This is a genomic window from Pantoea sp. DY-5, assembly GCF_019795955.1.
In the GTDB taxonomy this organism is placed as follows: domain Bacteria; phylum Pseudomonadota; class Gammaproteobacteria; order Enterobacterales; family Enterobacteriaceae; genus Pantoea; species Pantoea leporis.
On sequence record NZ_JAIMIE010000001.1, the window covers coordinates 1 to 24,753 of the forward strand.

Consider the following 24,753-nt stretch of genomic DNA (forward strand, 5'->3'; position numbering starts at 1 on the left):
CCGCTGTTTCGCCGCACGCCTCCTGCCCTAAAGCAAATTCATCCGCCCGTCATTGAGCCGTCACGGCGCTGTCATCTGACATGCGCAATGTAATCGCCATCCCGCAGTGAACTTCGCTGCACTCCTCAACCAGATGAGGTATTGAGCGCGATGGGGATATCCAGACATCCGAGTACAACAAACCAACGCACATGATTCTGACGTGGTGAAAACCTATGTTGAACCTGGTCCTGGTGTGGGCATGCGGCCGATCAGGCGTGTGATATTCAAGAAGGTGCAGACCGGGTAAAAATCGAGACGCATCATCTGTTCGATGCCAATACGGTGCGGCTCGACCTGAAGCGCGGTGAGTCGCAGCTTAATGACGTCTGGCAACGCTCCGAACGCTGTAATGCCAATCTGTCGCTGGAGGAGATCAAACGTCAGGCGCTTTCCGACGAGGCAGAAAACGAACCGGCTATCGACTTCCAGATTTAATCTCCCTTGTCTCTTGTTGTACAGGCCCGACGTGGCTCCATGCTGGGTAAAGATTAAACAGCGTCAACATTACCTTCAAAAGAGTGAGGCCACAGTTATGAACTGTGGCCTCAATGAACTTACTTCCAAACGTTAACGCTTAAATCATTTCAATTTTGATACCTTGTTGAATAAACAACTCGCTATCATTGCCGTGGCTATAAACGTTATAGTTAACGCCGGAAATGGTGATGTTTCCATTTTGCTTCACCCAGTCGCCATTATTATCCATGCCTTGCGGCAGAATATCGGAGAGTTTCACGATATCGCCTTTATTACCTTTAACCAGCATTTGCGTTTTACCGTCGGCGATAAACAAATCTTTTTCACCGGTAGTAAGCAGACTGTCAATGTCCACTTTTAACATATTGTTTCCGCAGCCAGTGATGTCGATCTGTGCAAGTGAGGAGATTTTCTGGCTAAGAGAGCCAAGATCAATCACTTGATTATCACCACGTATAACCAGCTCGTTAACATCTAAGATGCCCTCTAATTCGCTCAGATCGGAAACTGTATTGACTATAATATCCTTACCTACCGTCATGATGTCTGATGCACTGGCGTGAGTCGATGCGCTTCCCCATTTGAAATTCATCAGATCTAAACTGGTGTCATCATCGATCCTGCCGGTGACAAATTTAACTGAGCCGATACGTTCACCCGCTGGTGCGGTGTAAGTATAATCGCCTCCATCGGGATTCGGTCGAACAGAATAAAGAAGTTTGTTATTAATTGAGTAATAATTAATGCATGTCTCTCTAAAATAATCATTGGAATCATCGTATGCGCCTAAAGTGAATGACACCTTATCTGTAGCCTCAACTTCTAATGTAACCTGGGACCATTTTGGTATTTTCATTGCATGAGTATATTTGTCTGCAGTGAGTGAGAAATTCAGTGCAATATCAATGTGGTACTTGATATTACCAAAATGAAGGCTATCAGTGCCTCGGTAATCATTACCTACCAATTGTTCTCCAAATTTAGCTTCTCCTGAGGATAAGTCAAAAAATGGATCATAGTCACGCTTGACCGAAATGTTGTCTACCGCGTAGCGATAAAGGCCTCTGGATGCAGGGTCAAAATGGAATTCTACATAAGAGATTTCATTTTTAGCCGTGTAAAATTTCAGTTGCTGGATATCATCGATAATTTTAGGGTCGTGATAAACGCGACCAATTTCCTGATGTTGATCATTATAGAATGATAAATAGTTTTCACCTTTATCCCAGTTAGAGTTTATACCTCTATCCCAGGCAATAGCGTCCAGTTGGAAGTAATTACACTTTTCAGGTAACTTTAATGTAACAATATTTTCTTCATCGCTTAATTTTTCATTTGTGTTAATAAGTAATACATTAGTTTTCAGCGTTGGATCGTAATCCACCCTGAACTCTGGATCGCTTAAATAATTGAACTCCTTACCCAACATGAAATCAAGTCCATCATAGGTAAAATGGTTGCCAAATGACCAGCCATTACCCGAATAGGTTTCAAAATCCCATTTACTTCCGGTGGATTGCTGATCATCAATGATGGTGAAATCGTAGCTGTCGCTGTAATTACCGGTGGTTGTTTTGGCCCGGAATGACCACTGAGATAGGGCAAGTTCCTGATCGGGTGTAAATTTCCAATTACCCTGCGCGTCAGCAATAACGCTAAAACCGCTTTGCCAGGCACCCCCAGCCTTTTTCATCTCAATCTGCACAATGCTGTTAGCTTCTGCCTGACCATTTAACGTAGGCTGGCGATCATCGGTCCTGCCGCCTTTATCAATCACGCCGATTTCTTTACCAACGTCATCCCAAGCTTGATCAATTGTAGGTTTGAATGATGCGGTTTCAACAATGTTCAGTTTAAACACATTGGTTCCCGGTTGCATAATACTGCTAGATTGGGCACTGAACTCATATTCGCCAGCGGCCAATTCTTTGCTCTCGTGAAACCATTGCCCCTGGCTGTCGACTACTGCGGTGCCTAATATAAGCCAACTGCCGTTTGCATTACGGTAATGAATGTAGACAATGCTGTTAGCATCGGCATGACCGTGCAGTATAGGAGTTTTATCGTCGGTAACGGCATTGTCTGCCAGCATGCCAGTAAACGGGGCCATATCATCCCACGCATGAGTGATCTCAGGCTTAATTGAGGGGCTGTCATTGGCAATTGTTATGATGAAGGGTGCCGTTTCAGCACCAATGCGTTCTTTACCAGCAAACATTTCAACAGCCACCAGCGTAAGACTATTGCTACCGTTTTTTAGATCGGTATCCGGTGTTAACTTCCAAATGCCAGTAACTTCATCCGCCACTGCACTGCCAAGGGTTTTGCCGGAAGCATCCTTGAGGTAAACAATAGCCCCTTTTTGTGCCTGACCAGTGAGCGTTGGGCGTGTGTCATCAGTGATATCTTTAGAATCAAAACTTCCTTGTTTATTACCCACATCATCATACATGTTCAACAGTATCGGCGCTTCCGGTGGGGTAGTGTCAATCACCATAGAGAACTGCGACGTATCGGAAGAGTTACCTGCCAGATCAACGTAGCGAATTGCTACGCTGTAATCGCCATCAGGGAACGGCGTTGACGCTTTCCAGCTCCACAAGCCGTTTGCATCAATGATCGTGGTAAAGGTCTGATTATTGATGGTGATAAACACTGTAGTGCCAACTTCATCAGGCAGTGGATTTTTGATACTGAACCCTGGATATGGTGTATCGTGTTCTATGGTGATGAGACTATTCATATCGGCCATGATGGAGTAAATCATTAGATAAAACCTTTTCTGATGTTTTGAAATTTTGGTGTTGAATAAAATTAAAATACAAGATGTTGCTTGCGGAGAGGCTCAGCAATCTATAAGTATTTTCAGCGATTAAGAATGGCCCGAACCTTTAACGACTTATACGAGAAATGTCTTGTAAGAAATCAGTTAAATAACGCCGTTATTAAAAAGATTGAACTAATGAGAGAATAGGTATAGCCAGAAGCTCTCGCGCTGAGAGAGTTAAGAAAAATTCTTACATTGTGTAGCGTTAATTAAATCAATCTTTACCCCCCTTCATTTGAGTTCATGCCGATGGTTTTTTAGGTTCTCTTATGACTGTTGTGCAAATGAACACACCTGTCTTGCTTTGAGCATCAGGGGTGGTTTTTTACAGAATTTTCATAAAGATTAAAGTTAAAAATAAATTATTAAATTGCCCGCCGTTCAACTGTAATTTTTCTGCCCTAAGCAAATTCATCCGCCCGTCATTGAGCCGTCACGGTGCTGTCATCTGACATGCGCAATGTAATCGCCATCCCGCAGCAAGCCCGCTGCGTTCCTCAACCAATGCGAATGAGGTATTGAGCGTGATGGAGATATCCAGACATCCGACCACTGTGTATCAGGCCGTTGCCGCCCAACTGGAGCAGGCGCTGCAGGAGCGCTATCGCTGCGGCGATTATCTGCCTTCTGAGCAACAGCTGGCCGATCACTACGAAGTTAATCGTCACACCTTGCGGCGCGCGGTTGATGAACTGGTCAACAAAGGCCTGCTGCAACGGCGTCACGGCGTGGGCATTTTGGTGCTGATGCGTCCTTACGACTATCCGCTGCATGCACAGGCGCGCTTCAGTCAGAACCTGATGGAGCAGGGCAGTCATCCCACCAGCGAGCGTCTGCTGGCGGTGCTGCGTCCGGCGAGCAGCGATGTGGCGAGCGCGCTGGGCGTGAATGAAGGCGACAACGTTATCCATTTGCGCACGCTGCGCCGCGTCAATGGCGTGGCGGTGTGCGTCATCAACCACTTCCTGGCGGAACTCAGCTGGTGGCCGGCGCTGCAACAGTTTCACAGCGGTTCGCTGCACGACTTTATGCAGCAGCAGCTTGGCCTGAGCCTGACGCGCAGCCAAACCCGCATCAGCACGCGTCGCGCGCAGGCCAAAGAGTGCAAGCAGCTGGAGATTGCGCTGCAGTCGCCGCTGCTGTGCGTGCGCACCCTGAATAAACATAGCGACGGTCAGGTAGCGGAATACTCCGTCAGCCTGACGCGTGGCGACATGATTGAACTGACTCTGGAGCACGAATGACACAGCAAATAGCCCGCCAGCACTGGCTTTCGGTGCTGGCGCACAGTGAAGCCAGCCAGCTTGAGGCGCACTGGCAGCCGTTACGTATCAACGCTGATTTTGAACGCATCCGTCCGGCAGAAACCGGCTTAACCCGCCTGCAGGCGCGCATGGGCGGCAGCGGTAAGCGCTTTGTGATGGGCGATGCCACGGTGACGCGCGCGGTGGTGAAGCTGCACGACGGCACGCTCGGCTTTAGCTACGTGCTGGGGCGCGACAAAGCGCACGCCGAACGCTGCGCGCTGATTGATGCGCTGCTACAACAGCCGGAAACCCAGGCGCTGTTGCAGGAAAAATTGATTGCCCCGCTGGCGGCCCTGCGTGAAGAGCAGCGACAGCTGCGCGCGCGTGAAATCGCCAGCTCCAAAGTGGATTTCTTTACGCTGGTTCGCGGAGATAACTGATGACTTTACTGGCAAGTTTTAACCATCCGGTGGCCGATGCCCAACGTGCCTTCCGCCGCATCCTGAAAGCGATGAGTGAGCCGGGTGTGATGGTATCGCTGCCGCTGCAACAGGGCTGGGGCGATCTCTCGCCGGCGGCCACGGCGGTGCTGCTGACGCTGGTCGATCAGGAGAGCGCGCTGTGGCTCGATGGCCGCATCGATAATGACGTGGTACGCAGCAACCTGCGTTTCCACACCGGCGTGCCAATTGTCGATGAGCGCGATGCCCCTTTTGCGCTGACGCACGCGGCGGCCAATCCGGATCCGGCGCTGTTTGCTTCTGGCGACAACATGTCCCCGGAAAAAAGCACCACGCTGATTGTGGAAGTGCCGTCACTGAGCGGTGGCTTAACGCTGCGTCTTTCCGGTCCCGGCTTACGTGAACCGCGCGCCGTTGCGCCGCAGCTGCCGGAGGCGATTCTGCACTATCTGCGCGAGCGTCCACATCCGTTCCCACAGGGCGTCGATCTGATTTTCACCTGCGGTGAAGCGATGATGGCGCTGCCACGCACCACCGACGTGGAGGTGTGCTGATGTACGTTGCGGTCAAAGGGGGCGAAAAGGCGATAGCCAGCGCCCATCAGCTACAGGCCGATCTGCGTCGTGGCGATCGCGAGGTCGCCGAATTGGGTTGCGATCAGGTGGCGCAACAGTTGGGTTTAGCGGTCGATCGCGTGATGACCGAAGGCGGCATCTACGATCCGCAGCTGGGGGCTTTAGCAATTAAACAGGCGAGCGGCGATCTGGTGGAAGCGATTTTCCTGCTACGCGCCTATCGCACCACGCTGCCGCGCCTCGCCGATAGCCTGGCGCTGGCAACCGCTGAGATGCGCCTCGAACGCCGTATCTCAGCGGTTTACAAAGATTTGCCGGGCGGCCAGGTGCTCGGCCCAACCTACGATTACAGCCATCGCCTGCTCGATTTCACCCTGCTGGCGAATGGCGAAACGCCTGCCGCGCCGCGTGACGATCAGGCGCTGCCGCAACACTGTCCGCACGTGTTCAGCATGATGACGGCGGAAGGATTGGCGGCACGCGAAGAGGATGACGGCAGCGAGCCGTGCGACATCACGCGCGAACCGCCAGGCTATCCGGCAACGCGCGCCGCACGGCTGCAACAGCTGGTGCGCGGCGACGAAGGTTTTCTGCTGGCGCTCGGCTATTCGACGCAGCGCGGCTACGGCCGCAACCATCCGTTCGCCGGTGAAATTCGTACCGGTTATCTCAGCGTGTCAATATGCCCGGAAGAGTTGGGCTTTGAGATTGAGATTGGCGAAATCCTGCTGACCGAATGCGAGATGGTGAATGGCTTCACCACCGAAACTGACAGCGCGCCGCACTTTACGCGCGGTTACGGCCTGGTGTTTGGCCGTTCCGAGCGCAAAGCGATGGCGATGGCGCTGGTGGATCGCGCGTTGCAGGCGCCGGAGTACCACGAACGCATTGCCGGCCCGGCGCAGGACGAAGAGTTTGTGCTGTCGCATGCCGACAACGTCGAAGCGGCGGGCTTTGTCTCGCATCTGAAGCTGCCGCACTACGTCGATTTCCAGGCGGAGCTTGAGCTGCTGAAACAACTGCGCCAACCGCATCAGGAGCAGAACCATGAGTGAGTTAACCGGCTACAACAACGGTTATCTGGATGAGCAGACCAAACGCACCATCCGCCGCGCCATTCTGAAGGCAGTGGCGATTCCCGGTTATCAGGTGCCGTTCGCCGGACGCGAAATGCCGATGCCTTATGGTTGGGGCACCGGCGGCATTCAGATCACCGCCAGTATTATTGGCGATGCCGATGTGCTGAAAGTGATCGATCAGGGCGCGGATGACACCACCAACGCGGTATCCATTCGTCGCTTCTTCCAGCGCGTCAGCGGCGCGGCCACCACCGAAGCGACCCGTGATGCCACGCTGATCCAGACGCGTCACCGCATTCCGGAAAGGCCGCTGGAAGAAGATCAAATCCTGATTTTCCAGGTGCCGATCCCTGAGCCGCTGCGCTTTATCGAGCCGCGCGAGACCGAAACCCGCACCATGCACGCGCTGGAGGAGTACGGCATCATGCAGGTGAAACTGTATGAAGATATCGCCCGCTACGGCCACATCGCCACTACCTATGCCTATCCGGTGAAGGTCAACTATCGCTACGTGATGGATCCGTCGCCGATCCCCAAATTTGACAACCCCAAAATGCACATGATGCCGGCGCTGCAGCTGTTTGGTGCCGGACGTGAGAAACGCATCTATGCGCTGCCGCCGTACACCAAAGTGGAAAGCCTCGACTTCGACGATCACCCGTTCAGCGTGCAGCAGTGGGAAGAACCCTGCGCGCTGTGCGGTTCGCGCCACAGCTACCTCGACGAGGTGGTGATGGATGACGCCGGTACGCGCATGTTTGTCTGCTCCGATACCGATTTTTGCCACCAGCAGCAGGAACAACAGCATGCACAGTGAACAGCCGCTGCTTGCGGTCAACCATCTCACCCACCTTTACGCGCCCGGCAAAGGGTTTGAAGAGGTGAGTTTTGAGCTCTATCCCGGCGAAGTGTTAGGCATTGTCGGGGAATCCGGATCGGGTAAAACCACGCTGTTGCGCAGCCTGTCGGCACGCTTAGCGCCGCAGCAGGGCAACATTCTTTATCGCGCACAGGATCTCTATCAGCTGAGTGAGAGCGATCGCCGCCGCTTGCTGCGCACCGAATGGGGCGTGGTGCATCAGCATCCGCTCGACGGTTTGCGTCCGCAGGTGACGGCGGGTGGCAACATAGGCGAGCGGCTGATGGCGGTGGGCCATCGTCATTACGGTGATATTCGTCAAGAGGCGATGCGCTGGCTGCAGGATGTGGAGATCCCCGCTAATCGCATCGACGATCTGCCCACCACCTTTTCGGGCGGTATGCAGCAGCGTTTGCAGATTGCCCGCAACCTGGTGACGCAGCCGACGCTGGTGTTTATGGATGAGCCAACCGGCGGGCTGGATGTGTCGGTGCAGGCGCGCCTGCTGGATCTGCTGCGCACGCTGGTGCGCGAGTTGAATCTGGCGGTGGTGATTGTGACGCACGATCTCGGCGTGGCGCGTTTGCTGGCGCATCGCCTGCTGGTGATGAAGCAGGGCCGCGTGGTGGAGAGCGGGTTGACCGACCGGGTGCTGGACGATCCGCATCATCCGTATACGCAGCTGCTGGTTTCATCGGTGTTGAGTTGAGCGCGGGTGCGGACATTAACCAGGTCGCCATGAATGACGTGTCCAATGCAACCGTATTGCCCGTAGGGTCGCCATTTATGGCGACCTTCTCAAAGACCAGCACAACCATCAAAACCATCAGGACATCACTATGCAACCTTTATTGCGCGTAGAGCATCTGAGCAAAACCTTTGTGCTGCACAACCAAAGCAGCGCTGCGCTGCCGGTATTGCAGGACGCCAACCTTGAAGTCAGCGGCGGCGAATGCGTGGTGCTGCATGGCCGTTCCGGCAGCGGAAAATCCACGCTGCTTCGCGCGCTGTACGGCAACTATCAAGCCAACAGCGGCCACATCTGGCTGCAACATCAGGGCGAATGGATCGACATGGCCAACGCGCCCGCCCGCCAGATTCTGGCGATTCGCTGCCACACCGTCGGCTGGGTCAGCCAGTTTTTGCGCGTCATCCCACGCGTGCCCACGCTGGAGATCGTCATGCAACCGCTGCTGGAGCGCGGCACCGAACGCGCCTTCTGCGAAAAACGCGCCAAAGAGCTGCTGACGTGCCTCAATGTGCCGGAGCGTTTATGGTCACTGGCGCCGTCCACCTTCTCGGGCGGCGAGCAGCAGCGCGTCAACATCGCACGCGGCTTTATCGCCGACTATCCGGTGTTGCTACTGGATGAGCCAACCGCCTCGCTCGACAGCGCCAACAGCGCTGCAGTGGTGGAATTGATTGAACAGGCGCGCGCCCGCGGTGCCGCCATTGTCGGAATTTTCCATGACGAAGCGGTGCGCGCACGCGTGGCCGATCGCCTGCACGTCATGCAGCCAATGCAAGCAGGAGCAGAAGCATGATCGTCAACAACGTCCAGCTGGTGCTGGAAACCGAAGTGGTAACGGGATCGCTGGAAATCCGTGACGGACGCATCGCCAGCTTTAGCGATAGCGTCAGCCAACAGCCGGGCGCGCTGGATGGCGAAAACGCCTTCCTGCTGCCGGGTTTGGTGGAGCTGCACACCGATAATCTCGACAAGTTCTTTGCGCCACGTCCGAAGGTGGATTGGCCAGCCTATTCGGCGATGAGCAGCCACGATGCGCTGATGGCCGCCAGCGGCATCACCACGGTGCTGGATGCGATTGGCGTCGGCGACGTCCGCGATGGCGGCCATCGTCTGGATAATCTCACCAAAATGATCGACGCGATTCAGGACAGCAATCGCAAAGGCATTAACCGCGCCGATCACCATTTGCATCTGCGCTGCGAGCTGCCGCACAACACCACGCTGCCGCTATTTGAAGCGCTGATCAACACGCCGGAGCTGTCGCTGGTGTCGCTGATGGATCATTCGCCGGGCCAGCGCCAGTACGCCTCGCTGGAGATGTATCGCACCTATTATCAGGGCAAATATCAGCTCAACGACGAGCAGATGGATCAGTTTGAGCGTGAGCAGCTGGCGCTGGCCGCCGAGTTCTCCACGCCTAACCGCAACGCCATCGCCAGCTTGTGCCGTTCACGCGGCATTCCGCTGGCCAGCCACGATGATGCCACGGCGGCGCACGTTGCCGAATCGCATGAGGTCGGCAGCGCCATCGCCGAATTCCCCACCACGCTGGAGGCGGCACGCGCATCACGCGACTGCGGCATGCAGGTGCTGATGGGCGCGCCCAACATCGTGCGCGGCGGTTCGCACTCCGGCAACGTGGCGGCGGCAGAACTCGCCAGCCACGGCCTGCTGGATATTCTCTCCTCCGACTATTATCCCGCCAGCTTGCTCGATGCGGTGTTCCGGCTGGTGGCCGATGAGCGCAACACGCTGACGCTGCCGCAGGCGGCCGCGCTGGTGACCCGCAACCCGGCGCGGGCAATTGGCCTGCACGATCGCGGGCGCATCGCCGAAGGACTGCGTGCCGATTTAGTGCTGGTGCATACCGATCATGGTCATTCGCACATTCGTCACGTCTGGTCGCAAGGCAAACGGGTGTTCTGATGGCGCGCCTGATCTGGCTTACCGGGCCTTCGGGCGCGGGCAAAGACAGCCTGCTGAACGCGCTGCGCGAAGCGCCGCCGGAGAATTTGCTGATCGCCCATCGCTACATTACGCGCGCCGCCGATGCGGGCGGCGAGAACCATGTGGCGCTAAGCGAAGCCGAGTTTCGACGGCGCGAGGCGCTGGGGTTGTTCGCCGTCAGCTGGCAGGCGCACGGCATGTATTACGGGCTGGGCGAGGAGATCGATCTGTGGCTGGCGCGCGGGATGAATGTGCTGGTGAACGGTTCGCGCCTGCATCTGCCGATGGTGCAGCAGCATTACGGCACGCAGCTGCTGCCGCTGGTGTTACAGGTTTCGCCAGCGGTGCTGGAAGCGCGTTTGCGGCAGCGTGGGCGCGAGTCAGAAGCGGAGATCGCGCAACGGCTGGCGCGTGCCGCCGAACCGCTGCCCGCGCACTGTTATGCGTTGAATAACGATGGCGCGTTGAGCACTACGCTCGAACATTTACGGCGGCTCATTGTTTCGTAGGGTCGCCATTCATGGCGACCTGGTGCATCGGTGTAATGAGGTCACCATAAATGGCGGCCCTACGCTGTCACTGTTTAATCATTTTACTGTCATCAAGCTTTCATCCGCTTTGCCCGTAATAGCGTGCAATCAACACCTCAGAAGAGATGGAGTGCAACATGGCACAGGCATTACTGAAAACCGTCGTCGACAATCCATTCCCGCCGATTATCGGGCAGGGCAACAAAGTGCTGTCGGTGCAGGGATTGTGCAAAGCGTACGGCGCCAACCAGGTGCTGGATAACGTCAGCTTCGATCTGCATGCGGGCGAGCTGGTGGCGGTGATTGGCCGCTCGGGCGCAGGCAAATCGACACTGTTACACATGCTCAACGGCACCATCAGCGCTTCGCAGGGCGCGATCTTCAGCAATCGCCACGGCGAAGTGGATCGCGATGTGGTGACGCTGAACAGCCGCCAGATGCGCGAGTGGCGCAGCGAATGCGGCATGATCTTCCAGGACTTCTGTCTGGTGCCGCGCCTCGACGTGCTGACCAACGTGCTGCTGGGTCGTTTAAGCCAGACCTCGACGCTGAAATCGTTCTTCAAAGTCTTCTCCGAAACCGACCGCGCCCGCGCAATCGAACTGCTGCAGTGGATGAACATGCTGCCGCAGGCGCTGCAGCGTGCGGAAAACCTTTCCGGCGGACAGATGCAGCGCGTGGCGATTTGCCGGGCATTGATGCAAAACCCGCGCATCCTGCTGGCGGACGAACCGGTGGCGTCACTCGATCCGAAAAACACCAAGCGCATCATGGACGTGCTGCGTCAGGTGAGCGAGCAGGGCATCAGCGTAATGGTGAACCTGCACTCAATTGAATTGGTAAAAAGCTACTGCACCCGCGTCATCGGTATTCAGCGCGGCAAAGTGCTGTTTGATGGACATCCTTCCCGGTTGACCGACGGCCTGATGCATGAGCTGTACGGCGACGAAATTAACCAGCTCCACTAACTCCCACAGCAAGAGAAAACCTAAGAATGAAACTGACTTCTTTAGCTTTACTGACTATTGCGATGGCATTTGGCGCAAACGCAGCGGATGCACCAAAAGAGTTGAACCTCGGGATTCTTGGCGGCCAGAACGCCACGCAGCAGATTGGTGATAACCAATGCGTGAAAGATTTCTTCGATAAAGAGCTGCAGGTGGATACCAAACTGCGCAACTCGTCTGACTATTCAGGCGTGATTCAGGGCTTGCTGGGCAACAAAATCGACTTAGTGCTGAGCATGTCGCCCGCCTCGTTTGCCTCGGTTTACCTGCAGAACCCGAAAGCGGTGGATGTGGTGGGCATCGTGGTGGACGACAAAGACGGTTCGCAGGGTTATCACTCGGTGGTGATCGTTAAAGCCGACAGCCCGTACAAAAAGCTGGAAGACCTGAAAGGTAAATCGTTTGGCATGGCCGATCCGGATTCCACTTCCGGCTTCCTGATGCCGAACCAGGCGTTCAAGAAAGAGTTTGGCGGCACGGTTGACGATAAGTACAACAACACCTTCTCCAGCGTCACCTTCTCCGGCGGCCACGAGCAGGACATCCTCGGTGTGCTGAACGGCCAGTTCGAAGGCGCGGTGACCTGGACGTCGCTGATTGGCGACCGCGAAACCGGTTATACCTCCGGTGCCTTTGGTCGTTTGATTCGTATGGATCATCCAGACCTGATGAAGCAGATCCGCATCATCTGGCAGTCGCCGCTGATCCCGAACGGCCCGATTCTGGTCAGCAACAACCTGCCCGCTGACTTCAAAGCGAAAGTGGTGGCCACCATCAAGAAACTGGATAAAGAAGATCACGGCTGCTTTGTTAAAGCGGTTGGCGGTGCCCAGCACATCGGTCCAGCTACCGTGGCGGATTACCAGAATATCATCGATATGAAGCGTGATTTGATGAAGGGTACGCGCGGTTAATTTAGTTGGTGCTGGCTGTCACCTTCCTCGGTCGGTGCTGGCTGTCCCCCATCCCGGCCTTCCCCCACAAGTGGGGGAAGGAGATGCTGCCACATGCGACTTCAGAGCTGCATTTTGCACTATCTTCCTCCCCCATTTATGGGGGAGGACCGAGGAGGGGGACAGCGAGCACAACCCAGCAAGCACCCTCCAGCGAGCACCATCCAGCACGAACCCTCCCAACCAACAGGAATCCCCCCTTGACCGATTTCGAACACTACTACCAACGCATCCGCCGCCAGCAAAAGCGCGACTCGCTGCTGTGGTCGCTGCTGTTACTGGCGCTCTATCTGGCCGCGGGCAAGATGGCGGAATTTAACCTGCTCACCGTCTGGCAGTCGCTGCCACACTTTTTCGATTACATTGGCGAAACGCTGCCGGTGCTGCATCTCTCGTTGCTGTTTGCCGATGGCAAAACTGAAGGTTCGCTGGCCTATTGGGGCTATCGCCTGCATTTCCAGCTGCCGCTAATCTGGGAAACCTTACAACTGGCGCTGTCGTCCACCATCATAGCGGTGGCGGTGGCTGGCGTGCTGGCGTTCTTCGCCGCCGACAACACCCAAACGCCACGCAGCCTGCGCATGGCGATCCGCGCGTTTGTCGCCTTCCTGCGCACCATGCCCGAACTGGCGTGGGCGGTGATGTTCGTGATGGCGTTTGGCATTGGGGCCATTCCTGGCTTCCTCGCGCTGGCGCTGCACACCGTCGGCAGCCTGACCAAACTGTTCTACGAAGCGATTGAGAGCGCCTCGGATAGACCGGTGCGCGGCCTCGCGGCGTGCGGTGCCAGCAAACTGCAGCGCATGCGCTTTGCCTTCTGGCCGCAGGTCAAACCAACGTTTCTCTCCTACAGCTTTATGCGTCTGGAGATCAACTTCCGTTCCTCCACCATCCTCGGGTTGGTCGGTGCGGGCGGTATCGGGCAAGAGCTGATGACCAATATCAAACTCGATCGATACGATCAGGTCAGCATTACGCTGTTGCTGATCATTGTGGTGGTGTCGCTGCTGGATACGCTGTCCGGCTGGCTGCGTCGTCGCGTAGTGGAAGGAGACGCAGCATGATCGCCTTAGCGCCGGATGTCGCCAAACTCAAGCAGGAGCATGCCGCCCTGTTTGCCGCGCAGCACCGCTATCTGCGCCGCGTTGCGCTGGTAGCGCTAGCCATTGCGCTCTATTACCTGTTCTTTTTCGAGTTCTTTGGCATTGAGTGGAGCCGTTTTCTCATCGGCTGCCAGCAGCTCAGTCGCTATTTCCTGCGTATGTTTGTCTGGCAGGATTTCCTCAACTGGCCGTTTGGTTACTACTTCACGCAGGTTGGGATTACGCTGGCGATTGTGTTTTCCGGCACGCTGACCGCTTCACTGATCGCTTTGCCGGTCTCGTTTCTGGCGGCACGCAACGTGATGCACGATCCGCTGACGCGACCGATTTCGCTGGTAGTGCGTCGCGTGCTGGATGTGCTGCGCGGCATCGATATGGCGATTTGGGGGCTGATCTTCGTGCGCGCCGTCGGCATGGGGCCGCTGGCTGGCGTGCTAGCGATAGTGATGCAGGATGTCGGCCTGCTCGGCAAACTCTATGCTGAAGGGCACGAAGCGGTGGAGCGTTCGCCGAGTCGCGGCCTCAGCGCGGTAGGCGCGAACAGCCTGCAAAAACATCGCTACGGCATTTTCACCCAATCGTTCCCGACCTTCCTCGCGCTCAGCCTGTATCAGATTGAGTCCAACACCCGTTCAGCGGCGGTGCTGGGTTTCGTTGGCGCAGGTGGCGTCGGCCTGGTGTATGCCGAGAACATGCGTTTGTGGAACTGGGATGTGGTGATGTTCCTGACCCTGATTCTGGTGGCGGTGGTGATGATCATGGATGTTGTCTCCAGCAAGCTGCGTAAACGTTACATCACGGGGAAAGGGGTGCCGTTGTGGCAGCCTGCCGCGCGCGACTAAGTCGTTCACTGCGCTGCCAGGCGCGCTCCAGCGCCTGCACCAGCTGCGCCTGATGCCAGGGTTTCGCCAGCCGCTCACACAGCGGCAGCGTGACCTGCGTCTGGCGCAGATCCTGACCGCTGATCAACACCGTTGCCAGATGCGGCCACTGCGCCTGCGCCTGGCGAATCACATCCGCGCCGTTAATGCCGCCCGGCAGCATCAAATCACTGATTAACAGATCGATATCCGGCGTCTGGCGCAGCAGCCTCAGCGCGCTTTCGCCGTCGCCACACTCCAGCGTCAGATAACCCAGTTGATGCAGATGTTCGCACAGCGTTTGTCGCACCGTCGGTTCATCATCCAGCACCAACACCAGCCGATCGTTGCTGGCCTGCGGCACCAGCGGCGGCGGCACGCTAAGCGGTTGCGCCGCTTCGGGCGCGCGCGGTAATAACAGCCGCACGGTGGTGCCTTGTCCCGGCGCGGTTTCCAGCTCAATCTGGCCGCCGGATTGCCGCACAAAGCCATACACCATCGATAAGCCCAAACCGCTGCCGCTGCCGATGGCTTTGGTGGTGAAGAACGGCTCGAACACCTGTTCACGCACCTCGGCCGACATGCCGCAGCCGTGATCGATCACTTCAATGGTGACGCGATCGCGCTTGCCGTCGGCTTCCTGTTTACGCTGATTCCAGATACGCAGGCGGATTTCGCCGCTCTGCTGCGCCATCGCATCGCGCGCGTTGACCACCAGATTGATCAGCGCGTTCTCCAGCTGTCCGGCATCGATCCACGCTGGCCAGCCGGGACGCTGCGCATCAATTACCAGCTGCTGGCCGGGCAGCAGCGCGTGCTGCAGCAGGGAATGCAGATTATCCACCAGCTCCACCACCGACACCGCGCGCGGATAGAGCGCCTGCTTGCGCGAGAAAGCCAGCAAGCGCTGCGTCAGCTGCGCCGCGCGGTCGGCGGCCTGACGCGCGCGTTCGATGCGGCTGGCGAGCGTGCCGGGCGGTAGCTGATCGACGGTTAACGCCAGGCTGCCGATGATCACCGCCAGCAGATTATTGAAGTCGTGCGCCAGTCCGCCGGTCAGCTGTCCCACCGCTTTCATCTTCTGGCTGTGCAGCAGCGCCTCCTCCAGCGCCTTGCGCGTGGTGCGCTCCAGCACGGTATTCACCATGCCGCGCCGCGGCACCGGGCTGAAGCGCAGCTCCAGCGTGCGTCCATCCGCCAGCCGCACTTCCTGCGCATCGGCTATTCCGTTGAGCTCGACATCAACGCGTTTTAATAGCTGCTGATAGTGCAAACCGCGATGTAGTTCGCGCGGCGCGATGCCGAGCAGCTCGGCATATTGCGCATTCCACACCACCAGCTGACCGCTGTTATCGAACAGCGCAAAGCCGTCGCGCATGGCGAGAAAGGTCGATTCCAGCTGGTTACTTTTCTCTTTTAGCAGGCGCGAGGTGTGCGCCAGCGAGGCGGTATTGCGCGCAAACACGTTGAAGGCGCGCGCCAGATCGCCCAGCTCATCGCGCCGCGCCAGGCCCGGCACGTTGACGCTCTTTTCACCCTGCGCCAGCCGCGTCATGGCGTGGGCGATGGCGGTCAGACTCGAACCGAGATTGCGGTAGATGTAGTAACCGGCGTAACCGGTGATCAGCAGCGCCAGCAGCATAAACAGGCCGATAAAGCCGATGATCGAATCCAGCTCTTCATGCGTCACCGCGCTGCGTGCATCACTCTGTTGCGCCACCAGCTGCACGTAATGAGTGATGTCGTCGTTGAGCATCGCCACCAGCGCTTTGATGCGATAAGTAGCGTAGGCAATAGCGATATCGCTTTGCTCCAGCTGTTGCGCCACCGGCTGCAAATCCATGCTGGTGGCGATCAGCCGCTGCACCTGGGTATTCAGCGCGCCGTTAAGCCTTAACGCTTGCCACTGGCGCAGCACCGAAGGCAATTGCTTTACTGCAGCCTGCGGAGCGCTGGATTGAATCGCCACGCTGAATAAGCTGTGGGTTTGCTGGCGCAGCGCGGCAGAAGGGGAATCGGTGCGCGTTAGCAGGTCAATGCGATTGAGTAACAGCTGTGATTGCCACAAGCCGCTCAGCATCACGTTGCGCTGCAGATGGCGCTGATGCCCGGCGCGCAGCAATTGATTGATGGTTTGTTCCAGCGTCTGGCTGCGCTCACGAATACGCGCTAGCAGCTGCGGCTGCTGTGCCGCCAGCGGCGCACTTGCCAGCAAGCTCAGCGACTGTTGCAGTTCCCGCTGCGTTTGCTGCAGGCGCGCCGATTCACTCTGATACTCCAGCGCGCCGACCACCTGCGATAACCGCACCGCCGCAATGGCCACATTGGCGATGTCACGCGCCAGCGCCAGGCTGCCGTTCATATCGGCCAGCGTTTGTGCCTGCGCCTGTTCCTGAATGTGACCTGCGTGGCGAAATCCAAAAATCGCGACCAGGCTCACCGCCAGCGTCACTGACATCACCAGCAGATTAAACAGCAGCAGGCGACTGCGCGCGCCCGCGTGCCAGTGCAGACTGTGACTCATGGCTGCCACTCCTTACCGCTCAACTGCTGGCGAGTATATAAGCGCGATCGGGGCGAAATATGACAAATATGAATGGCCGCTGACATTTTCCATTTATCTAAGCAGGTTTTACTCGCTGCAACCTTTGCCAGCAGGAGTCTGTAAATGGATGCCACACCGATACTCTCCATGCGGGGAATCACCCGACGCTTCGGCAACTTCTATGCGCTCAAGGGCGTGGATCTCACGGTCTGGCCCGGTGAAGTGCATGCGCTGATGGGCGAAAACGGCGCGGGCAAAAGTACATTGATGAAAATTCTGGCCGGTGCCTATACCGCCAGCAGCGGGGAAATTCTTATCGACGGCCAGCCGTATGTCATAAAAGGCCCAAAAGAGGCGCTGGCGGCGGGCATCACCCTGATTTATCAGGAGATCAATCTGGCACCCAATCTGACGGTGGCGGAGAACATCTTTCTCGGCAGTGAAATCACTCGCGTAGGTCTGGTGAAGCGTCGCCAGATGGCGGAAGAGGCGCAGCGGGTGATTGATCGTTTGGGTGCGCAGTTCAGCGCCACCGATCTCGTGAGCCGCCTGAGCATTGCCGAGCAGCAGCAGGTGGAAATTGCCCGCGCGCTGCACCGCAACAGCCGCATTCTGGTGATGGATGAGCCGACTGCCGCACTCTCCAACCGTGAAACCGAGCAGCTGTTTGCGCTGATTAAACGGCTACGCAGCGAAGGCATGGCGATCATCTACATCAGCCATCGCATGGCGGAAGTGTATGAGCTGTCGGATCGCGTTAGCGTGCTGCGCGACGGGCAGTACGTTGGCAGCCTGACGCGCGAGCAGCTCAACGCCAGCGAGCTGGTGCGCATGATGGTCGGGCGTCCGCTCAGCGATCTGTTCAACAAAGACCGCAACATTCCGCTCGGCGACATCCGTCTCGCCGTCAATCACCTGTGCGACAAACACAAAGTGCATCCCAGCAGCCTGTCGGTGCGTGCTGGCGAGATCGTTGGTCTTGCCGGACTGGTCGGCGCCGGGCGCAGCGAACTGGCGCAGCTGATTTTTGGCGTGCATCAACCGAGCGGCGGTGAGATCTGGATCGACGGGGAAAAAGTGCAGATTCACTCGCCGCGCGACGCCATCGCGCGCGGCATCGGTTTTCTTACTGAGAACCGCAAAGAGCAGGGCTTGTTCCTTGAACTGGCGGCGCAGGACAACATTGTGATGGCAACGCTGGAACGCGACGCCAGCTACGGCCTGCTCAATCGCCGCAAAGGGCAGAAGATCGCCAGCGAGGCGATTGATGCGCTGAACATTCGCGTGCCGCATGCGCAGGTGCGCGCGGGCGGTTTATCCGGCGGCAATCAGCAGAAGCTGCTGATTTCACGCTGGGTGGCGATTGCGCCGCGCATCCTGATTCTCGATGAGCCGACGCGCGGCGTCGATGTCGGCGCCAAGAGCGAAATCTACCGCATGATGCAGCAGATGGCGCAGCAGGGCGTGGCGATTTTAATGATCTCCAGCGAGTTACCGGAAGTGGTGGGCATGAGCGATCGCGTCTATGTGATGCGGGAAGGCGCCATCGCCGGTGAGTTGAGCGGGGCAGAGATTAGCCAGGAAAACATTATGACACTGGCCACCGGCGCGCAGCCGGTTCAGGCCTGAGGAGAGCACAATGACCAGTGAATCCGCACGCGTAAAAAGTCCCACCCTCAAGCGCGCGTTAATGAGCGACCTGCTGCAAACCGTCGGCATCCTGCCGATTCTAATCCTGATCTTGGCGGTATTTGGCTTTGTCACGCCTAACTTCTTCACCGAGGGCAATCTGCTCAACATTACGCGTCAGGCCTCGATCAACATCGTGCTGGCGGCGGGCATGACCTTTGTCATTCTCACCGGCGGCATCGATTTGTCGGTGGGCTCGATGCTCGGTACCACGGCGGTGGTGGCGATGGCGGTATCGCTCGATCCGGCGTTTGCGTCACTGACGATTCCGGCGGCGTTAGGTGCCGGGCTGATTATGGGCTTGTTCAACGGCATTCTGGTGGCGTGGGCAGGGCTACCGCCCTTTATTGTCACGCTCGGCACCTACACCGCGATGCGCGGCGCGGCTTATCTGCTGGCGAACGGCACCACGGTGATTAACTCCGACATCAACTTTGAGTGGATAGGCAACGGCTACCTCGGGCCGGTGCCGTGGCTGATCATCATCGCCTTTGCGGTGATAGCGCTGTGCTGGTTCATTCTGCGCCGCACCACCTTGGGTGTGCACATTTATGCCGTCGGCGGCAACGTGCAGGCGGCGCGGTTGACCGGCATCAAGGTCAGCGTGGTGCTGTTGTTTGTCTACGCCATGAGCGGTTTGCTGTCGGGGCTGGCCGGATTGATGAGCGCCTCGCGGCTCTACAGCGCCAACGGCAATCTTGGCGTCGGCTATGAGCTGGATGCGATAGCGGCGGTGATCCTCGGTGGCACCAGCTTTGTCGGCGGCATCGGCGCCATCACCGGCACGCTGATTGGCGCGCTGATTATCGCCACCCTGAATAACGGCATGACGCTGATGGGCGTCTCCTATTTCTGGCAGTTAGTGATTAAGGGCGCGGTGATCATTATCGCGGTGTTGATCGATAAGTACCGGACGCGGCATCACGTGGGTTGAGTTGTATTGTGCTGGCTGTTTCAGACTGTGCTGGCTGTCCCAGACTGTGCTGGCTGTCCCCCTCCTCGGTCCTCCCCCACAAGTGGGGGAGGAAGATGCTGCCATATGCTCGTACTGAAGCTACATGTGGCAACGTCTCCTTCCCCCGCTTGCGGGGGAAGGCCGGGATGGGGGACAGCGAGCACTCATCATAAAAACCAAAAAGCAGGAGAACATCGACTATGCGTTTTAATCCGATTCTAACCGGACTGCTGGCGGCTACGCTTCTGAGCGCGCCATTGGTGCAGGCCAAAGAGCTGAAATCCATTGGTGTGACCGTCGGCGATCTCGCCAACCCGTTCTTCGTGCAGATCACCAAAGGTGCGGAGCTGAAGGCGCGCGAACTGGCGGGCGACAAGGTCAACGTGACGCTGGTCTCCAGCGGCTACGATCTCGGCCAGCAGGTGGGGCAGATTGATAACTTCATCGCCGCCAAAGTGGACATGATCATCCTCAACGCCGCCGATTCCAAAGGCATTGCACCCGCGGTAAAACGTGCGCGTGATGCCGGGATTGTGGTGGTGGCGGTCGACGTGGCGGCAGACGGCGCTAACGCCACTATCACCTCCGATAACACCGCCGCCGGCGCGATGGCGTGTAAATACATCTCCGACCGCCTGAAGGCCAAAGGCAACGTGGTGATCATCAACGGACCGCCGGTTTCTGCGGTGCAGAACCGTGTCGAAGGCTGCATGACCGAGCTGAAAACCCATCCGGACATCAAGCTGCTCTCCTACAACCAGAACGCCAAAGGCAGCCGCGAAGGTGGCCTGGAAGTGATGACCGGCCTGCTGTCGGCCAATCCGAAGATTGATGCAGTGTTCGCAATTAACGATCCCACGGCGATTGGTGCCGATCTGGCGGCGAAACAGGCGCAGCGTAATGAGTTCTTTATTGTCGGCGTCGATGGATCGCCAGACGGTGAAGAGGCGCTGAAACGCAAAGGCTCGCTGTTTGTGGCCACGCCAGCGCAGGACCCGCAGGTGATGGCGGCGAAAGCGGTGGAGATCGGCTATAACATCCTGCAGGGCAAACCCGCGCCAGATAAGCCGGTGCTGATTCCGGTGACGATGATCGATCGTAACAGCGTCAGCAGCTACAAGGGCTGGACGGTGAAGTAAGCAGCCGCTGTCCCTCACCCTAACCCTCTCCCATAAATGGGAGAGGGGATAGTTAGGTTCGCTCGGTCAGCTCCCTCGCCCGCTTGCGGGAGAGGGCTGGGGTGAGGGCCAGCGTGCACTCACCCAAAGGAGGAGAAGATGCAACGCTCAGAAGTGAATGCGATCTTACAACGCACCCGCGAATTCTTTATGCGCCAGGATGTGCATCTGCCGCCGTGGGCCGATTACGGCCTCAGCCAGTGGCGCGCGTTAGATAAAAATGACGCCGATGAACTGCTGGCGCTGCATCTTGGCTGGGATGTCACCAGCTTCGGCGCTGACGATTTCAATCAAACCGGTTTAGCCCTGTTCACACTGCGCAACGGTTCGCGGGGTGGTCAGCCGTGGGCCAAACCTTATGCCGAAAAAATCATGCATGTGCGCGAAGGGCAAGTCACGCCGATGCATTATCACCCGCAAAAGATGGAAGACATTATCAATCGCGGCGGCGGCAATCTGATCGTCACGCTGCATAACCGAACGGGCAATCAGCTGGCCGAGACGGCGGTGAACGTCACGCTCGATGGCATCCGCCAAACCCACGCCGCCGGTTCGCAGCTGCGTTTATCGCCGGGCGAAAGCGTCACCTTGCTGCCTGGCATCTGGCACAGCTTTTGGGGCGAAGAGGGCTACGGCGACGTGCTGGTGGGTGAAGTGTCGATGCCCAACGACGACGAACACGACAACGTGTTTCTCACCCCGCTGGCGCGCTTCAATCCGCTTGATGAAGATGAAGCACCGCGCTGGCTGCTGTGTAACGAATATCACCGCTGGCTGGCCTAAAGGAGCCTGATATGGCACTGATTTCCCTGGCGCAGGGTTTGGCCCATGCGCAACAGAACGGCTACGCGCTTGGCGCGTTCAATGTCCTCGACACCCATTTTCTGCGCGCGCTTTACCAGGCGGCTGAGCGGCAGCGCTCGCCGTTTATTATCAGTATCGCCGAAGTGCATTTTAAGTATGTCAGCCTCGAACATCTGGTCGCCGCTGTGCGCACCGAAGCGGCGCTGCACGATATTCCGGTGGTGCTGCATCTCGATCACGGCCTGCATTTTGAGGCGGTGATGCAGGCGATTCGCCTTGGTTTCACCTCGGTCATGTTCGATGGCTCGACGCTCAGCTACGAAGAAAATGTGCGCCAGACGCGCGAAGTGGTGAAGATGTGTCACGCACTCGGCGTGTCGGTGGAAGCCGAACTCGGTGCGGTGGGCGGCGATGAAGGCGGTGCGCTGTTTGGCGAGGCCGACAGCGATAAATTTACCGATCCGGCACAGGCCGCTGATTTTGTGCACTCCACCGGCATTGATTGCCTGGCGGTGGCGATTGGCAATGCGCACGGCAAATACAAAGGCGAACCCAAACTCGACTTCGACCGGCTGGCAGCGATTCGTTCGACGGCCGGCATTCCGCTGGTGCTGCATGGCGGTTCCGGCATTAGCGACGCGGATTTCCGCCGCGCCGTCAGCCTTGGCATCAACAAAATCAATTTCTATACCGGCATGTCGCAGGCGGCGCTCGGGGCGATTGAAGCGCAGATCGTCCAACGCGATGCGCGCTACGACGCCTTTGCTGAGTTGCTGATGGCGGTAGAGCGCGACATCGCCAACGTGGTGGCGCAGCAGATGCAGGTATTCGGCAGCGCCGGGAGGGCATAACCGCATGGTGCGTAACGGAATCATCGGTGCCGGCAGCATGCTGGTGGATCACGTGCAGCGCATCAGCCATTGGCCGGAACAAGGCTGGCTAACCGAGATTCAGCACAGCGAGAAGTGCAGCGGCGGCGCGGCGCTCAATGTGCTGTTTACGCTGGCGCGAATGCAGCTGAATCTGCCGCTGGCGGGCGTCGGCATGGTGGGTGAGGACAGCGACGGCGACTACATCCTGCAACTGCTGGACGATCATCACATCGACCGTCATTTTGTGCAGCGCACCGCGAGCATCAACACGGCGATGACGCAGGTGATGGCCACGCCGGACGGCCAGCGTACCTTCTTCCATGCGCGCGGCGCCAATGGCAAGCTCGATCTGGCGCACTTCGCCGACGTCTCCACTGCACACCGCATCTTCCATCTCGGGTATTTACTGCTGCTGGATAGCCTTGATGTGCCGGACGATCAATACGGCACACGCAGCGCACGGCTGCTGGCACAGATGCAGCAGCGCGGCTATCTCACCTCGCTCGATTTGGTGTCGCGCGTGGGCGAATATCGTCCGCTGGTGGTGCCTGCGCTGCGCTGGCTCGATTATCTGGTGATTAACGAGCTGGAGGCACAATCGCTCACCGGCGTAAGTTTGCGCACGCCGCACGGGCTTGCCGCACCTACCGCTTTTGCCGAGGCGGCGACCTGGCTGCTGCAGCAAGGTGTACGTCAACGCGTTGTGATTCATGCCCCAGAAGGCGCGTGGGGCCAGCAAGCGGACGGCGAAGGGCGCTGGCAACCGGCGTGGTGCTTAGCGCCAGAAGAGATTGTCGGCAGCGTTGGGGCGGGCGATGCGTTTTGTGCCGGTGTGCTCTATGCCAGCCATGAAGGCTGGTCACTGATTGAAACGCTGAAGCTGGCGCATACCTGCGCCTGTTTTAATCTGCATGCAGCAAACGCGCTGGACGGCACGCGGCCATTAGCCGAGATGCAGCGCTGGATGGATCAGGCGATTTGCGTTTCGCGCGCCGAAGAGGCAGGACGCATCACGTCGGCGGAGAAAACATAGCCGAGACCGCGAATGGTGCGGATCAGGCTCGGTTGATGCGGATTGATTTCTATCTTGCGTCGCAGCCGCATAATCAGCACATCAATGGTGCGATCAAACACCTCAAGGCTTTCGCTGTGCGTCAGTTCGAGTAGCTGATCGCGGGTTAATACCTTGCGCGCATGCGCCACCAGCGCGCGCAGCAGCGTGTATTCACCTTGCGTTAGCGGCACGCTTTCGCGCTGCGGATTGAACAGCTGGCAGCGTGCATCGTCGAGACGCCAGCCGTTAAATTGCCAGCCTTCATCCGCTAACGCTTCTGGCTGCGCCAGCCGTCCGCAGCGCCGCAGTGCAGCGCGTGCCCGAGCCACCACCACGCGCGGGTTGAACGGCTTGGCGATGTAATCATCCGCGCCCATCTCCAGTCCTACCACCATATCTGCTTCCGAACCCATGCCAGTTAACATGATCACCAGCAGGTCGGGACGCTGCCGCTGCATCTGTTGCAGCACCAGCAAGCCGTTGGTGTCTGGCAGCATCATATCCAGCATCACCAGTGAAATTTCCGGGTGCAGCGCCAGCAGAGACAGCGCATCTTTACCCTGATGGCAGCAATAAACGGTAAACACATGTTCATTCAACACATCGTGCAGCAATTCGCACACTGCACGATCATCATCGACCACCAGAATCGCGGGCTTCATGGATGCGCCTCTTTTGTTACGAAAGGGTTAAAAGCAGTGTAACCCGATGTTTTTTACCTGCTGATTCAGGCAACAGAAACGTGAGCGCCATCGCCTGGCAGAGTGCGGAAGCGTGCAGTGCCGCACTCTTTTTGCCAAACCATCGTCAGTTAGGAAAACGATTGCGCGGCGCTGGTGCAATGCACCATAATCGCGCCTCATTCTGGTTCGGAATTATCCTAAGCGAAGCATTATTCGGAAACGTAATCGATTGCGTAGGGTGATGGCATAGCTATT

General features: G+C 57.5%; 22 protein-coding genes and 1 pseudogene. 20 read left to right on the forward strand and 3 right to left on the reverse strand.

From position 1 onward, the window contains the following. Positions 1-160: 160 nt before the first annotated feature. Positions 161-477: pseudogene (gene cbl / locus K5Y30_RS24780) on the forward strand (HTH-type transcriptional regulator Cbl); the annotation flags it as partial. 139 nt (positions 478-616) lie between these two features. On the opposite strand, the gene K5Y30_RS00010 reads toward cbl, so the two are convergent. Then, positions 617-3,286 carry an Ig-like domain-containing protein gene (locus tag K5Y30_RS00010; RefSeq protein ID WP_222210214.1) on the reverse strand — a complete coding sequence of 890 codons (2,670 nt, stop codon included), beginning with the start codon at positions 3,284-3,286 and terminating at the stop codon, positions 617-619. Positions 3,287-3,873: 587 nt separating this feature from the next. Between K5Y30_RS00010 and phnF the strand changes: the two genes are divergently transcribed. From phnF to phnE (K5Y30_RS00075), 13 genes are all read left to right on the forward strand, one after another. Continuing rightward, entirely contained in the window at positions 3,874-4,590 is a 717-nt protein-coding gene (gene phnF, locus K5Y30_RS00015) for a phosphonate metabolism transcriptional regulator PhnF (protein WP_008105516.1), read from the forward strand. Next, positions 4,587-5,033 (forward strand): phosphonate C-P lyase system protein PhnG, encoded by a 447-nt coding sequence (gene phnG / locus K5Y30_RS00020; RefSeq protein ID WP_222210215.1) that lies wholly within the window; start codon positions 4,587-4,589, stop codon positions 5,031-5,033. Before phnF ends, phnG begins: the two co-directional genes overlap by 4 nt. Next, positions 5,033-5,608, forward strand: coding sequence for a phosphonate C-P lyase system protein PhnH (gene phnH / locus K5Y30_RS00025; protein WP_222182828.1), 576 nt, complete (start codon positions 5,033-5,035; stop codon positions 5,606-5,608). The genes phnG and phnH overlap by 1 nt, the downstream gene beginning before the upstream one ends. Next, positions 5,608-6,684, forward strand: a complete 1,077-nt coding sequence (locus K5Y30_RS00030) for a carbon-phosphorus lyase complex subunit PhnI (RefSeq protein WP_222210216.1) — start codon at positions 5,608-5,610, stop codon at positions 6,682-6,684. Before phnH ends, K5Y30_RS00030 begins: the two co-directional genes overlap by 1 nt. After that, positions 6,677-7,525 carry an alpha-D-ribose 1-methylphosphonate 5-phosphate C-P-lyase PhnJ gene (locus K5Y30_RS00035; protein WP_222210217.1) on the forward strand — a complete coding sequence of 283 codons (849 nt, stop codon included), beginning with the start codon at positions 6,677-6,679 and terminating at the stop codon, positions 7,523-7,525. Before K5Y30_RS00030 ends, K5Y30_RS00035 begins: the two co-directional genes overlap by 8 nt. Continuing rightward, entirely contained in the window at positions 7,515-8,276 is a 762-nt protein-coding gene (phnK, locus tag K5Y30_RS00040) for a phosphonate C-P lyase system protein PhnK (protein ID WP_222182823.1), read from the forward strand. The genes K5Y30_RS00035 and phnK overlap by 11 nt, the downstream gene beginning before the upstream one ends. A gap of 130 nt (positions 8,277-8,406) precedes the next feature. After that, a complete protein-coding gene (gene phnL, locus K5Y30_RS00045) occupies positions 8,407-9,111 on the forward strand; it encodes a phosphonate C-P lyase system protein PhnL (protein WP_222210218.1) in 705 nt (234 codons plus the stop codon). Further along, complete coding sequence (phnM, locus tag K5Y30_RS00050; RefSeq protein WP_222210219.1) at positions 9,108-10,244, forward strand: alpha-D-ribose 1-methylphosphonate 5-triphosphate diphosphatase; 1,137 nt, start codon at positions 9,108-9,110, stop codon at positions 10,242-10,244. The genes phnL and phnM overlap by 4 nt, the downstream gene beginning before the upstream one ends. Beyond that, complete coding sequence (gene phnN / locus K5Y30_RS00055) at positions 10,244-10,774, forward strand: ribose 1,5-bisphosphokinase (RefSeq protein ID WP_222210220.1); 531 nt, start codon at positions 10,244-10,246, stop codon at positions 10,772-10,774. Before phnM ends, phnN begins: the two co-directional genes overlap by 1 nt. 158 nt (positions 10,775-10,932) lie before the next feature. Further along, positions 10,933-11,763 carry a phosphonate ABC transporter ATP-binding protein gene (gene phnC, locus K5Y30_RS00060; protein WP_222182819.1) on the forward strand — a complete coding sequence of 277 codons (831 nt, stop codon included), beginning with the start codon at positions 10,933-10,935 and terminating at the stop codon, positions 11,761-11,763. A gap of 26 nt (positions 11,764-11,789) precedes the next feature. Further along, on the forward strand, positions 11,790-12,716 hold the full coding sequence (gene phnD, locus K5Y30_RS00065; RefSeq protein ID WP_222210221.1) for a phosphonate ABC transporter substrate-binding protein: 927 nt from the start codon (positions 11,790-11,792) through the stop codon (positions 12,714-12,716). Positions 12,717-12,955: 239 nt separating this feature from the next. Next, positions 12,956-13,819, forward strand: a complete 864-nt coding sequence (phnE, locus tag K5Y30_RS00070) for a phosphonate ABC transporter, permease protein PhnE (protein ID WP_222210222.1) — start codon at positions 12,956-12,958, stop codon at positions 13,817-13,819. Next, positions 13,816-14,700 carry a phosphonate ABC transporter, permease protein PhnE gene (gene phnE / locus K5Y30_RS00075; RefSeq protein ID WP_176972909.1) on the forward strand — a complete coding sequence of 295 codons (885 nt, stop codon included), beginning with the start codon at positions 13,816-13,818 and terminating at the stop codon, positions 14,698-14,700. Before phnE (K5Y30_RS00070) ends, phnE (K5Y30_RS00075) begins: the two co-directional genes overlap by 4 nt. Here the strand turns inward: phnE (K5Y30_RS00075) and K5Y30_RS00080 are convergent. Then, positions 14,654-17,242 (reverse strand): ATP-binding protein, encoded by a 2,589-nt coding sequence (locus K5Y30_RS00080; RefSeq protein ID WP_222210223.1) that lies wholly within the window; start codon positions 17,240-17,242, stop codon positions 14,654-14,656. The two genes, phnE (K5Y30_RS00075) and K5Y30_RS00080, sit on opposite strands and share 47 nt — an antisense overlap. A 144-nt stretch (positions 17,243-17,386) precedes the next feature. On the opposite strand from K5Y30_RS00080, the gene K5Y30_RS00085 reads away from it, so the two are divergent. From K5Y30_RS00085 to K5Y30_RS00110, 6 genes are all read left to right on the forward strand, one after another. Beyond that, positions 17,387-18,892, forward strand: coding sequence for a sugar ABC transporter ATP-binding protein (locus K5Y30_RS00085; RefSeq protein WP_222210224.1), 1,506 nt, complete (start codon positions 17,387-17,389; stop codon positions 18,890-18,892). Between the two features lie 10 nt (positions 18,893-18,902). Next, positions 18,903-19,886: a ribose ABC transporter permease gene (locus tag K5Y30_RS00090; RefSeq protein WP_222210225.1), complete on the forward strand. Its 984-nt coding sequence runs from the start codon at positions 18,903-18,905 to the stop codon at positions 19,884-19,886. Positions 19,887-20,107: 221 nt separating this feature from the next. Further along, positions 20,108-21,046, forward strand: a complete 939-nt coding sequence (locus tag K5Y30_RS00095; protein ID WP_222210226.1) for an ABC transporter substrate-binding protein — start codon at positions 20,108-20,110, stop codon at positions 21,044-21,046. A gap of 138 nt (positions 21,047-21,184) precedes the next feature. Then, complete coding sequence (locus K5Y30_RS00100) at positions 21,185-21,868, forward strand: D-lyxose/D-mannose family sugar isomerase (RefSeq protein ID WP_222210227.1); 684 nt, start codon at positions 21,185-21,187, stop codon at positions 21,866-21,868. 11 nt (positions 21,869-21,879) lie between these two features. Next, positions 21,880-22,740: a ketose 1,6-bisphosphate aldolase gene (locus K5Y30_RS00105; RefSeq protein ID WP_222210228.1), complete on the forward strand. Its 861-nt coding sequence runs from the start codon at positions 21,880-21,882 to the stop codon at positions 22,738-22,740. Between the two features lie 4 nt (positions 22,741-22,744). Beyond that, complete coding sequence (locus K5Y30_RS00110) at positions 22,745-23,794, forward strand: carbohydrate kinase family protein (protein ID WP_222182810.1); 1,050 nt, start codon at positions 22,745-22,747, stop codon at positions 23,792-23,794. Here K5Y30_RS00110 and K5Y30_RS00115 read toward each other — a convergent pair. Beyond that, entirely contained in the window at positions 23,731-24,477 is a 747-nt protein-coding gene (locus tag K5Y30_RS00115) for a response regulator (protein ID WP_222182808.1), read from the reverse strand. The two genes, K5Y30_RS00110 and K5Y30_RS00115, sit on opposite strands and share 64 nt — an antisense overlap. Positions 24,478-24,753: the final 276 nt, after the last annotated feature.

Bases quoted from the DNA above. Each gene is read 5' to 3' on its own strand.
- K5Y30_RS00105 (WP_222210228.1), top strand. From the start codon at position 21,880: ATGGCACTGATTTCCCTGGCGCAGGGTTTGGCCCATGCGCAACAGAAC.
- phnF (WP_008105516.1), top strand. From the start codon at position 3,874: ATGGAGATATCCAGACATCCGACCACTGTGTATCAGGCCGTTGCCGCC.
- K5Y30_RS00110 (WP_222182810.1), top strand. From the start codon at position 22,745: ATGGTGCGTAACGGAATCATCGGTGCCGGCAGCATGCTGGTGGATCAC.
- phnC (WP_222182819.1), top strand. From the start codon at position 10,933: ATGGCACAGGCATTACTGAAAACCGTCGTCGACAATCCATTCCCGCCG.
- K5Y30_RS00035 (WP_222210217.1), top strand. From the start codon at position 6,677: ATGAGTGAGTTAACCGGCTACAACAACGGTTATCTGGATGAGCAGACC.
- phnH (WP_222182828.1), top strand. From the start codon at position 5,033: ATGACTTTACTGGCAAGTTTTAACCATCCGGTGGCCGATGCCCAACGT.
- K5Y30_RS00115 (WP_222182808.1), bottom strand. From the start codon at position 24,477: ATGAAGCCCGCGATTCTGGTGGTCGATGATGATCGTGCAGTGTGCGAA.
- phnG (WP_222210215.1), top strand. From the start codon at position 4,587: ATGACACAGCAAATAGCCCGCCAGCACTGGCTTTCGGTGCTGGCGCAC.
- K5Y30_RS00090 (WP_222210225.1), top strand. From the start codon at position 18,903: ATGACCAGTGAATCCGCACGCGTAAAAAGTCCCACCCTCAAGCGCGCG.
- K5Y30_RS00030 (WP_222210216.1), top strand. From the start codon at position 5,608: ATGTACGTTGCGGTCAAAGGGGGCGAAAAGGCGATAGCCAGCGCCCAT.
- phnE (WP_176972909.1), top strand. From the start codon at position 13,816: ATGATCGCCTTAGCGCCGGATGTCGCCAAACTCAAGCAGGAGCATGCC.
- K5Y30_RS00085 (WP_222210224.1), top strand. From the start codon at position 17,387: ATGGATGCCACACCGATACTCTCCATGCGGGGAATCACCCGACGCTTC.
- K5Y30_RS00080 (WP_222210223.1), bottom strand. From the start codon at position 17,242: ATGAGTCACAGTCTGCACTGGCACGCGGGCGCGCGCAGTCGCCTGCTG.
- phnK (WP_222182823.1), top strand. From the start codon at position 7,515: ATGCACAGTGAACAGCCGCTGCTTGCGGTCAACCATCTCACCCACCTT.
- phnN (WP_222210220.1), top strand. From the start codon at position 10,244: ATGGCGCGCCTGATCTGGCTTACCGGGCCTTCGGGCGCGGGCAAAGAC.
- K5Y30_RS00095 (WP_222210226.1), top strand. From the start codon at position 20,108: ATGCGTTTTAATCCGATTCTAACCGGACTGCTGGCGGCTACGCTTCTG.
- K5Y30_RS00100 (WP_222210227.1), top strand. From the start codon at position 21,185: ATGCAACGCTCAGAAGTGAATGCGATCTTACAACGCACCCGCGAATTC.
- K5Y30_RS00010 (WP_222210214.1), bottom strand. From the start codon at position 3,286: ATGATTTACTCCATCATGGCCGATATGAATAGTCTCATCACCATAGAA.
- phnL (WP_222210218.1), top strand. From the start codon at position 8,407: ATGCAACCTTTATTGCGCGTAGAGCATCTGAGCAAAACCTTTGTGCTG.
- phnD (WP_222210221.1), top strand. From the start codon at position 11,790: ATGAAACTGACTTCTTTAGCTTTACTGACTATTGCGATGGCATTTGGC.
- phnM (WP_222210219.1), top strand. From the start codon at position 9,108: ATGATCGTCAACAACGTCCAGCTGGTGCTGGAAACCGAAGTGGTAACG.